Source organism: uncultured Roseibium sp. (assembly GCF_963675095.2).
Taxonomy (GTDB): Bacteria; Pseudomonadota; Alphaproteobacteria; order Rhizobiales; family Stappiaceae; genus Roseibium.
Genome location: NZ_CAXXSJ010000028.1, coordinates 217,010 through 231,227 on the forward strand (window position 1 = coordinate 217,010; position 14,218 = coordinate 231,227).

At 62.6% G+C, this 14,218-nt stretch carries 12 protein-coding genes; 11 read left to right on the plus strand and 1 reads right to left on the minus strand.

Translation table 11 applies throughout. The annotated features are described in order from the left end of the window. Nucleotides 1–6: 6 nt before the first annotated feature. On the minus strand, nucleotides 7–1,323 hold the full coding sequence (locus tag ABIN98_RS10710) for an aminotransferase class III-fold pyridoxal phosphate-dependent enzyme (RefSeq protein WP_346909817.1): 1,317 nt from the start codon (nucleotides 1,321–1,323) through the stop codon (nucleotides 7–9). 190 nt (nucleotides 1,324–1,513) lie between these two features. Here ABIN98_RS10710 and ABIN98_RS10715 point away from each other — a divergent pair, with 190 nt between their 5' ends. The 11 genes from ABIN98_RS10715 (at nucleotide 1,514) to ABIN98_RS10765 (ending at nucleotide 14,208) form a co-directional block, all read left to right on the plus strand. Beyond that, nucleotides 1,514–2,263 carry an SDR family NAD(P)-dependent oxidoreductase gene (locus ABIN98_RS10715; protein WP_346909819.1) on the plus strand — a complete coding sequence of 250 codons (750 nt, stop codon included), beginning with the start codon at nucleotides 1,514–1,516 and terminating at the stop codon, nucleotides 2,261–2,263. Nucleotides 2,264–2,302: 39 nt separating this feature from the next. Next, nucleotides 2,303–3,226 carry a LysR family transcriptional regulator gene (locus ABIN98_RS10720; protein WP_346909821.1) on the plus strand — a complete coding sequence of 308 codons (924 nt, stop codon included), beginning with the start codon at nucleotides 2,303–2,305 and terminating at the stop codon, nucleotides 3,224–3,226. Between the two features lie 117 nt (nucleotides 3,227–3,343). Next, nucleotides 3,344–5,398 carry an ABC transporter substrate-binding protein gene (locus ABIN98_RS10725; RefSeq protein ID WP_346909823.1) on the plus strand — a complete coding sequence of 685 codons (2,055 nt, stop codon included), beginning with the start codon at nucleotides 3,344–3,346 and terminating at the stop codon, nucleotides 5,396–5,398. Nucleotides 5,399–5,463: 65 nt separating this feature from the next. After that, nucleotides 5,464–6,456 carry an ABC transporter permease gene (locus ABIN98_RS10730; protein WP_346909825.1) on the plus strand — a complete coding sequence of 331 codons (993 nt, stop codon included), beginning with the start codon at nucleotides 5,464–5,466 and terminating at the stop codon, nucleotides 6,454–6,456. Between the two features lie 3 nt (nucleotides 6,457–6,459). Further along, complete coding sequence (locus tag ABIN98_RS10735; protein ID WP_346909827.1) at nucleotides 6,460–7,611, plus strand: ABC transporter permease; 1,152 nt, start codon at nucleotides 6,460–6,462, stop codon at nucleotides 7,609–7,611. Between the two features lie 9 nt (nucleotides 7,612–7,620). Next, on the plus strand, nucleotides 7,621–8,622 hold the full coding sequence (locus ABIN98_RS10740) for an ABC transporter ATP-binding protein (RefSeq protein ID WP_346909829.1): 1,002 nt from the start codon (nucleotides 7,621–7,623) through the stop codon (nucleotides 8,620–8,622). Continuing rightward, complete coding sequence (locus ABIN98_RS10745; RefSeq protein WP_346909831.1) at nucleotides 8,619–9,713, plus strand: ABC transporter ATP-binding protein; 1,095 nt, start codon at nucleotides 8,619–8,621, stop codon at nucleotides 9,711–9,713. Before ABIN98_RS10740 ends, ABIN98_RS10745 begins: the two co-directional genes overlap by 4 nt. Nucleotides 9,714–9,756: 43 nt before the next feature. Next, the gene (locus ABIN98_RS10750) at nucleotides 9,757–10,944 is read left to right on the plus strand and encodes a 2-aminoethylphosphonate--pyruvate transaminase (RefSeq protein ID WP_346909833.1); all 1,188 of its coding nucleotides are present in this window, start codon (nucleotides 9,757–9,759) and stop codon (nucleotides 10,942–10,944) included. A 15-nt stretch (nucleotides 10,945–10,959) separates the two neighbouring features. Then, complete coding sequence (gene phnX / locus ABIN98_RS10755) at nucleotides 10,960–11,742, plus strand: phosphonoacetaldehyde hydrolase (protein WP_346909834.1); 783 nt, start codon at nucleotides 10,960–10,962, stop codon at nucleotides 11,740–11,742. Continuing rightward, nucleotides 11,739–13,247: a sulfatase-like hydrolase/transferase gene (locus ABIN98_RS10760; RefSeq protein WP_346909836.1), complete on the plus strand. Its 1,509-nt coding sequence runs from the start codon at nucleotides 11,739–11,741 to the stop codon at nucleotides 13,245–13,247. Before phnX ends, ABIN98_RS10760 begins: the two co-directional genes overlap by 4 nt. Before the next feature lie 148 nt (nucleotides 13,248–13,395). After that, nucleotides 13,396–14,208, plus strand: coding sequence for an NAD kinase (locus ABIN98_RS10765; RefSeq protein WP_346909837.1), 813 nt, complete (start codon nucleotides 13,396–13,398; stop codon nucleotides 14,206–14,208). Nucleotides 14,209–14,218 lie beyond the last annotated feature (10 nt).

A 14,218-nucleotide genomic window follows, 5' to 3' on the forward strand; every position in this document is an offset into this window, starting at 1 on the left:
CCCTCGTCAGAGATCCGACCGCCCGAGCACCTTCTGCAGGATTTCAATCATCCGACTGAGATCGTCTTCCTCGCACACCAGAGCCGGCGCGAAGATCAGGGCATCACCGGTTGCCTTGAGATGCAGGCCTTCCTTGAACAGGAGCCGCTGGACGATCGAGCCCTTTTCTCCCGGCACCTTTCCGGGCACCAACTGGATGCCGGAAATCATGCCGTAACCACGCAGATCGTAGACCTGCGGCAGGTTGCGCAGGCTGAAGACGGCGTCGAGGAATTTCGGCGAGAAGGCCTTGCCGCGGGCAAACAGATCGTCGTCCTTGTAGATCTGCAGGGTGGCGAGGGCCGCCGCACAGGCGACCGGATGGGCGGAATAGGTATAGCCGTGCATCAGTTCCGGCCGGTCGGCCTTGATCGAGTTGATGACCGTTTCCTGGATTTCGGTTTTGACCGCGACGGCACTCATCGGGATGGCGCCGTTGGTCAGCGCCTTGGCCATGGTCATGACGTCCGGCGTCACGCCGAATTCCTGGGAGGCGAAGGCCGCCCCCGTGCGTCCGAAGCCGGTGATGACCTCGTCGAACACGAGCAGGATGCCGTATTTGTCGGCGATCTCGCGCAGGCGCTTCAGGTAGCCGACCGGCGGCACGATGGTTCCGATTGATCCGGCGATCGGCTCGACGAAGACCGCAGCAATGGTCTCAGCCCCATAGACACTGCAGAGCTGTTCCAGGTCGTCGGCCAGATGCGCACCGTCTTCCGGCTGCCCCCTGGTGAACCGCTGCTCCTCGTTCCAGGTGTGGCGCATGTGAACCACGTCGCAGGTGACGCCCGCGAATTCCCGCCGGTTGCCGACCATGCCGGCGAGCGACGTGCCGCCCAGGTTGACGCCGTGATAGCCCCAGGCGCGGGAGACGAACTTGGTCCGCTGCGGCTCGCCCCTGGCCCGATGGTAGGCCATGCAGATCTTGATGGCGGAATCGACGGCTTCAGATCCGGACGAGCCGAAGAAGACCCGATCGATCCCGTCGGGCAGCATCCCGCTCAGCGTCTCGGCAAGCTTGAACGAGATCGGTGCGGCGCGCTGGAAATGGGGCGAATAGTCCAGTTCCTGGAGCTGCGCGTAGACCGCTTCGGCGATTTCCTGCCGTCCATGCCCGGCCGCGCAGGTGAACAGGCCCGAGGCGCCGTCCACGATCTCCTGTCCGTCCGGCGTCCAGTAGCGCATGCCCTTGGCCTTCTGGAACATCTGCGGCTCCTGGTGGAACAGCCGGTTGTTCGTGAAGGGGAGCCAGTGGTGGTCCATGTTGATCGGCATCTGGGTCATCGGCCTGAGATCCTCTGGGCTCTGAAGAATGTCCCTTCAAGAATCACGACCGTGCGCCTCCATCGTAGAGCCAGGCGTCAAATTCATAGGGGCCAGAACCCGAAACCGCCGTGTATGGGATTGTCCGCCCGGACGGGATTCATATGCTTTGCCCAATCTCGACGTTCAGGAACAGAAAAGGCGTGTCCGCATGACCGGCACCATCCTCATTACCGGCACCACCGCCGGGTTCGGACAGGCAACCGCACGACTTTTTGCCAAAAACGGCTGGAAAGTGATCGGCACCGGCCGCCGGGCGGAACGGCTCCAGGCCTTGAAGGACGAACTGGGCGATGTCTTCCACGGATCCGTTTTCGACATTACCGACGAAGCCGCAATGGCCTCCGCGCTTGCGGACCTTCCCGAAGGTTTTCGCGACATCGACGTTCTGGTGAACAATGCTGGCCTTGCGCTCGGCACAGCGTCCGCGCCGGCGACGAAACTGTCCGACTGGAAAACCATGATCGACACCAATGTCACCGGACTGGTCTCGATCACCGACGCGCTGTTGCCAACGTTGATCAAGCGGAAAGGCATGATCATCAACCTGTCCTCGATCGCCGCGACCTGGCCCTATCCCGGCGGCAATGTCTACGGCGGAACCAAGGCCTTCCTCAGGCAGTTTTCGCTGGGTCTCCGCTCTGATCTTCACGGCAAAGGCGTCCGGGTCACCTCCATCGAGCCCGGCCTGTGCGAGAGCGAATTCACCCTCGTCCGGACCGGCGGCAACCAGGAAGCCTATGACGCCCTCTACAAGGGCGCCAGTCCCATTCAGCCGGAAGACATCGCCAACACGATCTACTCGGTCGCGACCCAGCCGCCCCATCTCAACTTCAATTCCATCGAAATCATGCCGGTCAGCCAGTCCTGGGGCGGCTGGCAGATCGCAAGAGAAGGCTGAGGCGAATCCCCTGTTCTTCCAACACCCCGGAAGCTATGAATGCCCGACACTGGAGAACGGCACGTTCAGGGGAACATGGCGAAAAAACCGATCAGCAAGCTGAGTCTGAGCCAGTTGCGGGCGCTGGAGGCCGTGGCACGGACGGGCAGTTTTTCGGCCGCGGCCAAGGAACTGGGCGTCTCTCAGCCGTCGATTTCCAACCACGTTCAGGCGCTTGAGAGCCGGTTCAAGACCAGGCTGATTGCCAAGGCCGGCTATACGACCAGCCCGACCCTGGCACTGGCCGCCCTCCTGCCCCGCGTCCGCGCGATCCTCGCCCTTTGCACCGATCTGGAAGCCGATCTGGACGAACAGAAGAAACTGGCCGCCGGAGAACTTCGCATCGGCTATTCGACCTTCCAGCTCGCGATCCCGCTGATTTCCGATTTCATGACGAAATATCCGGATATCTCCATCGAGGCGCGCGCCCTTGCCACCCAGGACCTTCTGCGCCTGCTCGATGACGGCAAGGTCGATGTCTGCTTTATCACGGGAAAGGAAATTCCGTCCGGTCTGGAAGGCTTCCGCTTGGTGACCACCCGGATCGTGCTCGCCGTTCCCCCGGGCCATCCGCTGATCGAAAAGGGCACGGTTTCCTGGTCCGACATCAAGGGCCTGCCGCTGATCCAGCGCGAAGGTTCGTCGGGAACCCGCAAGATCTTCGAGGCCGCGGCAACCCTTGCCGGCATCAGGCCGAAGACGCTTCTGGCGCTTGGCTCATGGGGCTCGATCGCCAGCCTTATACATTCCGGCGTCGGCATCGGCGTGTGTATGGAAGCCGAAGTCACCGAACAGGACGGCTTCGTGCCGGTCCATATCGACGACCCGTCCCTGGTCGCCCCCCATTTCGTGGTCTGGCACAAGGACATGGCCAAGGTGGCCGTCATCCAGGCCTTCCTCGATACGGTGCGATCGCAGATTTGACGGTTCTGTGACGTTTGTTAATTTATAATGAAAAGCTATAGTTTTCAAAAATTCATAAAACTGTAATCGGAAATACCTCTATAGGCGGCGCTTTCATTCCATTCTTGGAGCTCCGTCATGAAGTTCAAATCGATTCTCCTGTCCGGTGCAGCGCTTGCTGTCCTCGGCGCACCTGCCTTCGCCGCCTGCCCGGCAGTCACCGTGGCCGACATGAAGGGCCTGACCTCCGACTATCCGGAACAGTTCGAACTGGCCGAATTCGAGGAAAAGGGCACCTGCAAGCTCGCCTTTGCCGAAAACCCCTCCATCGCCGATCTGAACAAGAAGATCCTCGGCAACAAGGACCTGCCGGCACTGGCAGAGCGCCTTCCGGCCGAACCGCTGGTCGTTGCTCCTTATGACAAGGTCGGCCACTACGGCGGCGTGATCACGGGCATCTCCAAGGGCACCGAATCCGGCACCTCCGACCTGCTCTCCGTTCGCCACGTCAACTTCGTGCGCTATTCCGACGATCTCCAGACCGTCGTGCCGAACGTCGCCAAGGGCTGGTCCTGGAACGACGACTTCACGGTCCTGACCATCAATCTGCGTGAAGGCCACAAGTGGTCCGACGGCGAACCGTTCACCGCCGAAGACGTCGCTTTCTGGTACAACGACATGATCCTGAACCCGGACGTCTACGAAAAGACCCCGGGCCGCTGGCTGTTCGCCGGCAAGCCGGTCAAGGTCGAAGCGACCGACCCGACCACCGTCACCTTCACTTTCCCGGTTCCGACCCCGGGGATCCTGAACCGCTTCGCCGTCGATTACGGCCAGCCGTTCCAGCCGAAGCATTTCCTGTCGCAGTTCATGCCGAAGTACAATCCGAAGGCCGAGGACGTGGCCAAGGAATACGGTTTTGAAAGCGCCAAGGCCGCCGTCGACTTCTACTACGGCGGATCCGACTGGAAGGACGTTCCCTCCCCGCTCCTGAAGGATGGCGATAAGGCCGCCAGGATCGGCCGCGCCGTCGTGCCGACGCTGGAAAGCCACATCGTGGTCGAGGAAAGCTCCGAAGGCCGCAAGCTCGTCGCCAACCCCTACTTCCACATGGTGGACACGGCCGGCAACCAGCTGCCCTACATTCCGGAAATCTCCGAGATCTACATCGGCGACAAGGAAGTCCAGAACCTGAAGATCATGAACGGCGACGTGGTCTGGAAGCAGCAGGCGATCTTCCTGGAAGACTTCCCGCTCCTGAAGGAAAACGAAGCCAAGGGCAACTACACCGTCAGCTTTGCCCCGACCTTCGGCGAAAACGTGTTCTTCTCCTTCAACCGGACCCACAAGGATCCGGTCCTGGCCGAAATCTTCAACGACATCCGTTTCGAAAAGGCCATGTCGATCGCCCTGAACCGCGACGAGATCAACGAGATCGTCTACCTCGGCCAGGGCAAGCCGATGCAGGGCGTTCCGGCGGAACCGAAGACCGTGTCCTTCGTCACCGACGACGTCATGAACGCCAACATCGCCTATGACATCGACGGCGCCAAGGCGCTGCTCGCCGAAATGGGTCTGAAGGACAGCGACGGCGACGGCACCCTGGAGCGCCCGGACGGCAAGCCGCTGGTCATCCGCATGATCTATTCGACCCAGGGCGTTCCGGTGAAGATGATGGAACTGGTGCGCGACTACTGGTCCGCAGCCGGTGTCCGCGTCGACCTGAAGGAAGTGACCTCCGACGAGTATCGTGCGGCCGGCAACAACAACGACCTCGACCTCACCACCTGGAAATACGACGGCACCTCCGGGCCGGCCATTTCCCAGGACGTGACCGCCTTCATCCCGCCGTTCGGCGACTACTTCAATCCGGGCACCGGTTTCGGCTGGGCGGCCTGGAAGGAAACGGGCGGCAAGGAAGGCGTCGAGCCGTCGGCGGACATCAAGCAGCTCTGGGACCTGTCGGAGAAGTTCCTCCAGGTCGAAATGGGCTCGGATGAAAGCAACAAGCTGGGTGCCGAGATCGTCAAGATCCACGTCGACAACCTGCTGAAGATCGGCACGGTCGGCGACATCGTCGCCCCCTTCATGTTCCGCAACGACCTGAAGAACGTGAAGCCGATCAAGGCCAAGAGCTACGACTTCTACTGGACCTATCCGTACCGCCCGCAGCAGTGGTTCATGGAACAGTAAGTCCAGCTTGAGCAACCGGCCGGGGCGGACGAATCCGCCCCGGCCTTTTTGAAGGAGAGGTCGGGATGCTTCGGTTCACCCTGGAACGGCTGGTCGGAATGATCGTCACCATGGCGCTGGTGTCGGTCATGGTGTTCGTCATCATGGAAATTCCGCCCGGCGACTACGCGGACCGCTACGCATTCCGGAAATTCTCCGGCACTGGCATCAGCGTGACCGACGCCGACGTCCAGGCGATCCGCCACGATCTCGGCCTCGATAAACCGATGGTCCTGCGCTATTTCGACTGGATCGGCGGCATCGTGCTCCACGGCGATTTCGGCCAGGCCTTCGCCTTCGAGACCTCCGTGGTCAAGGTGATCGGCGACAAGGCGTGGCTCACTCTGGGCATCCTGTTCACGACCCTGATCCTCACCTACCTGATATCCGTTCCCGTCGGCATCTATGCCGCCATCCGGCGCGGCTCCGCCGTCGACTACAGCCTGACGATCTTTTCCTATCTCGGCCTGGCGCTGCCGAACTTCCTGTTGGCGCTGATCCTGCTCTATTTCGCCAACAGCTGGTTCGGCGCCGATATCGGCGGCCTGTTCTCATCGCGCTATGCCGATGCCCCCTGGTCTCTGGGCAAATTCTGGGACCTGATCAAGCATCTGTGGCTGCCCGCCGTGGTGCTCGCCTGGTCGGCGGTCGCCTATCAGATCCAGACCATGCGCGCGACCATGTCCGACGAGTTGAACCGGTTGTCGGTCACCGCGGCGCGCGCCCGCGGCGTGCCGGAAACCAAGCTGCTCCTGAAATACCCCGCCCGGCTCGCGATCAACCCGATCGTCTCCACCATCGGCTTCGACGTGAACCGGATCTTTTCCGAGCTGCCAATCGTGGCTGCCGTGCTCGGCCTTACCGAACTCGGCGAACTGCTGCTCAGGGCCTATCTCGACCTCGACATGTACGTGGCCGGCGCGATCCTGCTGCTACTCACCTTCATCATCGTGTTCATGAACTTCGTGTCCGACATTCTGCTCGCGTGGCTGGACCCGCGCATCAAGCTGGGAGCCTGAGCCATGGTCGACGCAACCCCTGACGTCTTGAGCCCAGCCGAGGAAAAGGAACGCCAGAAGCGGCTGAAATATTATTCGGCCTCGCAGTGGACGCTGATCTGGTGGCGCTTCCGCCGGCACAAGGCGGCGATCATCGCGGGCTGCTTTCTCGCCCTGATGGCCGTGCTCGGCCTGTTTGCCGAATTCGTTGCCCCTTACGGCCCGACCAGCCGCGACACCAAATACATCGATGGCGCGCCGCAGATGCCGATGTTCTGCGACCAGAACGGCTGTTCCCTCCAGCCCTTCATCCACGGCGTCTCGACCAAACGCGATCCGGTGACGCTCAGGGCGATCTCCGTGCCCGATCCGGACAAGCGCGTCTACGTGCGCTTCTTCGCCAAGGGCGAGGCGACCGATCTGCTCGGCTTCCTACCCATCGACCGGCACCTGTTCGGTCTGGACGATGACAAGGCGAAACTGCATCTGTGGGGCACAGACGATCTCGGCCGTGATGTGTTCTCCCGCACCATGTACGCCACAAGGACGTCCCTCTCCATCGGCGTGATGGGCGTGCTGATTTCCTTCGTCCTGGCGCTGCTGATCGGCGGCATCGCCGGCTATGCCGGCGGCATGACCGACAACGTGATCCAGCGCGTCACCGAAGTCGTGCGCGTCGTTCCGATCATTCCACTCTACATGGGTCTGGCGGCCGCCATGCCGAAGGAATGGTCCACGACCCAGGTCTATTTCGCCATGACCCTGATCCTGGGCCTGTTCGGCTGGCCGACGCTGGCACGGCGTATCCGCTCCCAGCTGCTGTCCATCCGCGGCGAGGACTATGTTGTCGCCGCAAGGCTCGCCGGCGCCCGGCCGGGCCGGATCATCGGCCAGCACATGCTGCCGAGCTTCACCAGCTTCATCATCGTCGATTTGGTGATTTCCTTCCCCTACATGATCCTGTCGGAAACGGCGTTGAGCTTTGTCGGCCTCGGCCTGCGCCCGCCGACCGTATCCTGGGGCGTGCTCTTGCAGCAGGCCCAGTCGGTCCGGGTGATCGAACAGACGCCCTGGCTGTTCATTCCCGCCATCTTCGTGGTCGGCGCCGTGCTTGCCTTCACCGTCATCGGCGACGGCCTGCGCGATGCGGCCGACCCCTACAGCGAAGCCAGCTAGGAAACGGTCATGCTCACAGTCGAAAACCTGTCGATCTCCTTCCGCACCGACGAAGGCCTGATCACCCCGGTCCAGGGGGTCAGCTTCTCGGTCGAGAAAGGCAAGACCCTCGGCCTCGTCGGCGAAAGCGGCTCCGGCAAGTCGATCTCCACCAAGGCGCTGATGCGCCTCTTGCCGGGCAACTCGACGCTCTCGCCGGAAACCCGCATCCGCTATACCGCCAAGGACGGCCGCGAGATCAAGATCGACGAGGTCAAGCCAGGCGCCCGCGCCTTGCGCAAGTTGCGCGGTGGCGAGATCGGCATGATCTTCCAGGAGCCGATGGCAAGCTTCAGCCCGGTGTACACCGTCGGCAACCAGATGATCGAGACGATCCGTTTGCACCGGGGCGTCGGCAAGCGGGAAGCCCGAGAAATGGCCATCGAAATGCTCGACAAGGTCGGCATCTCCAACGCGCCGGAACGGATCGATCAATACCCCCACGAGCTGTCCGGCGGCATGCGCCAGCGCGCCATGATCGCACTCGCTCTCTCCGCAGGCCCCGCGCTCCTGATCGCCGACGAGCCGACCACCGCGCTCGATGTCACCATCCAGGCCCAGGTTCTGGAGCTGATGCGCGACCTGCAGCGCGATCTCGGCATGGCAATGATCTTCATCACCCATGATCTCGGCGTCATTGCCCAGATCGCCGACGAGGTCGCGGTAATGTATCTCGGCACCATCGTCGAACGCGGCCCGACCCGCGACGTGATCCGCTCGCCGCGTCACCCCTATACCCAGGGCCTCCTCAAGGCGATCCCGAGCGTCGACAAGCTACACGACCGGCTGAGCCCGGTGCCGGGCGATATCCCGAGCCCGACGGAGCGCCCATCCGGCTGCCCGTTCCATACCCGCTGCAGCGAGGTCGTTCCCGGCTTGTGCGACCGGACCATTCCGGATGAAATTTCGCCCTCGCCTGCCCGCGCCGTGCGCTGCTGGTTGCACACCGAAGAAGGAAGGTCGGCCGCATGAACCAGGATGTCCTGATCGAGGTGAAGAACCTCGAGGTACGCTTTCCGATCCGCAAGAAGAAGCTGTTCAGCTCCGAGGTCCGGCAGTTGCGTGCGGTCGACGACGTCTCCTTCAACATCAAGCGCGGCGAGACCGTCGGTCTTGTCGGGGAGAGCGGCTCCGGCAAGACCACCGTCGGCCGCGCCATCCTGCGGGCGATCGATCCGACCGGCGGCGAGGTCATCTTCCACACCGACGGCCAGGACACGGATCTCGCCCAGGCCGAGGGCGAGGAGCTGCGCAAGTTCCGCCAGCACATGAACATGGTGTTTTCCGAAGGCTCGGTGAAACTGTCGTCCATGGGGCCTGACCGGCTGCGCCTGTTCCGCTCGAAGATGAGCCTGGTGTTCCAGGATCCCTATTCCTCGCTCAACCCGCGCATGACCGTGCGCGACATCATCGCCGAGCCGTTGATCGCCTCCGGCATGATGAAGGACCGCGACGCCATCGACGCCCGCGTGCGCGACATCGCCGGACGCTGCAAGCTGAACCTGGAACATCTGCGCCGCTTTCCGCACGCCTTTTCCGGCGGCCAGCGCCAGCGTATCTGTATCGCCCGGGCTCTGGTTTCCCGCCCGGATTTCGTCGTCTGCGACGAGAGCGTTTCGGCACTCGACGTTTCCATCCAGGCGGAGATCGTCAATCTCCTGAAAGACCTTCAGGAAGAAATGGGCGTCGCCTTCCTGTTCATCGCCCATGATCTCTCCGTGGTCGCCCAGATGAGCCACCGGGTCGCGGTGATGTATGTTGGAAAATTCGTCGAATACGCACCGACGGAACGCTTGTTCTTCCATCCGCGCCATCCCTATACTCATGCTTTGCTGTCCGCGATCCCGCAAGCCGATCCGGATGTGGAATTCGATCCGATCAGGCTGGAAGGCGAGATCCCCAATCCGCTGAACGCGCCGTCCGGATGCCGGTTCCACAGCCGCTGCCCATTTGCCCGGGAACGCTGTTCGGCAGATGCTCCCGAATGGCGTGAGATTGCTCCCGATCATCACGTCGCCTGCCATTTTGCCGAAGAATTCGATTTTTCACGCCCGCACTCTTAATGCCTCCCCCCAAGAACTGTCCTGCAACTGTCCTGGAACTTCAATGACAACAGAAAAGCCGGCCCTGCCCCGTCCCAAACTCGGTGAACCCTACCTCCTGACCCCCGGTCCGCTGACCACGTCCATCGAAACCAAGGAGGCCATGCTGCGCGACTGGGGAAGCTGGGACGGCGATTTCCGCGCCATGACCGCCGAAATGCGCACCGGTCTGGTCGAGCTGCTCGGCGACGGCAAAGAGGCCTATGATTGTGTGCCCATGCAGGGCAGCGGCACCTTTGCCGTGGAAGCCATGCTGGCAAGCTTTACCGCTAAGGACAAAAAGACCCTGATCCTGAGCAACGGCGCCTATGGCAAGCGCGCCGTGGAGACCATGCAGTATCTCGGCCGTCCCGTGGCCGTTCTCGACAAGGGCGACTACCTGCCGCCGCGCGGCGACGAGGTGGCAAAACTTCTGGCCGAAGACCCGGAGATTTCCCACGTGGTGGTGGTCCATTGCGAGACCAGCTCCGGCATTCTCAATCCCATCGAGGAAATTTCCGACGCGGTCGCCGCAGCGGGCCGCACACTGCTGATCGATTCCATGTCCGCTTTCGGCGCCGTGCCGCTGGAGCCGGGCAAGCTGCAGTTCGACGCCATCGTCTCCTCGGCCAACAAATGCATCGAAGGCGTTCCGGGCTTCGGCTTCATCCTTGCGAAAAAATCCGCCCTGGAAGCGGCAAAAGGCAACAGCCATTCCCTGAGCCTCGACATCCATGCCCAATGGGCGCATATGGAAAAGACCGGCCAGTGGCGCTTCACCCCGCCGACCCATGTGGTCGCAGCCTTCCTGGAGGCGCTGCGCGCCCACAAGGCAGAGGGCGGCGTCGCCGGCCGCGGCGCGCGTTATGCCGAGAACCGCGATGTCATGGTCGCCGGCATGCGCGAACTCGGCTTCGAAACCCTGCTCGACGCCCAATGGCTGTCGCCGATCATCGTCACCTTCTTCTGCCCCGCCGATCCGGCTTTTCAATTCTCCCGCTTCTACGACCTGATGAAGGCGCGCGGCTTCATTCTCTATCCGGGCAAACTCACCGTCGTGGAAAGCTTCCGCGTCGGCTGCATCGGCCAGATGGACAGTTATGTCATGCGCGAGGTGGTCACCGCCGCCCGCGACGTACTTGCCGAAATGGGCGTGGAAAGCGCCACCCCGCCGGCTGAAGCCCTGATCGAACGCGCCCGCCTCGCCGCTTAACAAAGGAATACAAACATGTCCAAGTTCAAGGCCGTCGTGTTCGACTGGGCCGGCACCATGATCGACTTCGGCTCCTTCGCGCCCATGGGCGTCTTCGTGAAGGCGTTTGAAAAATTCGGCATCACTGCCAGCATAGAACAGGCGCGTGCGCCGATGGGCGCGCCGAAGTGGAACCACATCCGCGCCATGATGGACGATGCGGATATCGCAGCCCAATGGCAGGCGAAATACGGCCACGCGCCGACCGATGCGGATGTGGACAAGGTCTACGAGGTCTTCGTTCCCATGAACGAGGCGGTCGTCGCCGACTATGCGGATCTGGTGCCGGGTGCGATCGATGTGGTCAAATACCTGCGCGAAAAGGGCATCAGGATCGGCTCGACGACCGGCTACACCCGCTCCATCATGGAGCGCGTCCTGCCGGTCGCGGCAAAGCAGGGCTATGAGCCGGACAACCTGATCTGCGCCGACGACCTTCCCGAGGGACGGCCGGGCCCGCTCGGCATGTACCAGTGCTTCGTCGATCTGGTCGCCTATCCGCCCGCTGCTGTCATCAAGGTGGACGATACCGAACCCGGTATTGCCGAGGGCGTTGCCGCCGGCTGCCTCACCGTAGGACTGGCCCTTTCGGGCAATTTCGCCGGCAAGACGCCGGAGGAGCTGGCAGCCTTGTCGGGTGAAGAAGTCGATACCCTGCGCGTTCACGCGACCGAAAAACTCAAGGAAGCCGGCGCCGACTACGTGATCGACACGGTTGCCGATCTTCCGGCCCTGATGGAAAAACTGGAAACGGAATGAGTTCGCGGCCGAACATCCTGCTGATCACCGCGGACCAGTGGCGCGGCGATTGCCTTGGAACCGTTGGACACCCTGTGGTGAAGACGCCGAACCTGGACGCCTTCGCCGATGAGGCAACCGTGTTCGAGCGCCACTACGCCACCTGCGCGCCGTGTTCGCCGGCCCGGGCCTCGCTCTATACCGGCCTCTACCAGATGAACCACCGGGTCGTCTGGAACGGCGCACCACTGGACAACCGCTTCGACAACATCGCCCGTGCCGCGCGCCGGGCGGGCTACATCCCGACGCTGTTCGGCTACACTGACACCTCGCCCGATCCGCGTGTCCACGCTCCGGGCGATCCGGCGCTTTCGACCTATGAAGGCGTGCTGCCGGGCTTTACCGTGCGCCAGATGTTGCCGGAAGACGACAAGCCCTGGCTTTCCTGGCTTGCCTCCAGGGGCCATGATCCGGCGACCTTCCCGACGATCCATCATGTCGCGCCAGAGGACGGCCAGCGCATCTCCCGGGAACCTCCTTCCTACAGCGCGGAGGAAACCCAGACCGCGTTCCTGACCGACGCCTTCCTGTCCTGGCTCGGCGAGCAGGACACGGAGCAGCCGTGGTTTGCCCATATCTCCTACCTGCGCCCGCATCCGCCGATCACGGTTCCGGAACCCTATAACCGGATGTACAATCCCGAGGACGGCCCGGACTTCCTCGGCGCCGCCAGCCCGGACGAGGAAGCCAACCTGCATCCGCTGGTCAGAACGGCCCTCGCCAGCCAAAAACTCTCCAGCCACATTCCCGGCGCGGACGGTCTGGTAAAAGACCTGACCCGCGACGACTTCCGCCGGATCCGCGCGCTCTATTACGGTATGATTTCCGAAGTGGATGCCCAGATCGGGCGGCTGCTATCCGGACTGAGCGCCGCCGATGCGGAAGAAGACACACTGGTGATCTTCACCTCCGACCACGCGGAGATGATGGGCGACCACTGGATGCTGGGAAAAGGTGGGTTCTTCGAGCAGAGCTACCATATCCCGCTGATGATCCGCGCGCCGCGCAAGGCAAAGGCCAACCGGGTGACGGCCTTTACTTCGGCGGCCGATATCTTCCCGACCCTCATCGACCTGATCGGCGTGGAACCGGGACACGCTCCGGACGGCGCCTCGCTTCGCCCCTTCCTCGATGCGCAGACGCCGGCTCGTTGGCGCAAGGCGGCGATCTTCGAATTCGACTATCGCAACGTCTCGGCCGCCAACACGATCCTGCCCGAGGGGGCGGACGGGCGCGCTCGGGCGCTGCTCGCCATGCGCGGGCCGGACTGGCAATACGTCCACTTCTCCGAACTGCCGCCCCTCCTGCTCAAGCCTTCCGACACGGGAGGAGCGCTGAAGGACCGGTCGAACGACCCGGAGATGCAGCCGATCCTGCGGGATTGCCTGTCCGATCTGCTGTCCCTGCGCATGCGCCACAATGACGACACGCTGGCCCGTAAACCGGTCTGGGACTATTATTCCTGAAAAATCAACGGGCATACCTTAAGGCAAAAACCGGCACCTTCGGCCGGAATCGCCCTTGGCGGCCGATCACTTCCTGCTATTAAGGGAAAGTGAGGAGCCTGATGCCCGGACGGGGCCGGGCCAATCGGGAAACGCCTGCGAGTTCACGATGACCATTGCGACGCCTTCTGAAAAGGCCTCCGGCAACGCGCCTAAAAAAGTCGAAAAGCTTTATTTCGTCGCCAGCGACACGCCGGAAGCGCAGGAGGCACAACGACTTCTGGCGGCCCGCTATGGCGAAGTCAGCGCCGAAGACGCCGATGTCATCATTGCGCTCGGCGGCGACGGCCTGATGCTGCAGACGCTGCACCGGTTCATGGGATCGGGCAAGCCGATCTACGGCATGAACCGCGGCTCGGTCGGCTTTCTCATGAACGAATACCGTGAGGACGACCTGCTCCAAAGGGTCGCCGAGGCCGACGCCACCCCGATCCATCCGCTGTCAATGGAAGTGGTCGACCAGTCGGGAAAGAGCGCCACGGCCCAGGCGATAAACGAAGTGTCCCTGCTCCGCCAGACCTCCCAGGCCGCCCGGCTGCGCATATCCATCGATGGCCGCGTGCGCCTGGAAGAGCTGATCTGCGACGGCATCATCATCTCCACCCCGGCCGGCAGCACCGCCTATAACCTCTCCGCCCACGGGCCGATCCTGCCGATTTCCTCGCCGCTTCTGGCGCTGACCCCGATCAGCGCCTTCCGGCCCAGACGCTGGCGCGGCGCCCTTTTACCCAATCACGCCCGCGTGGATATCGACATCCTCGAGCCTGAAAAGCGCCCCGTGAGCGCATCCGCCGATCACAGGGAGATCCGGGATGTGGCCAGGGTGTCCGTTCACGAGGACGGCAGCGTGGAAGGTCTGATCATGTTTGACCGCGAGCACGGCTGGGACGAGCGCATCCTGACGGAGATGTTCCGCTACTGACGGCCCCCGT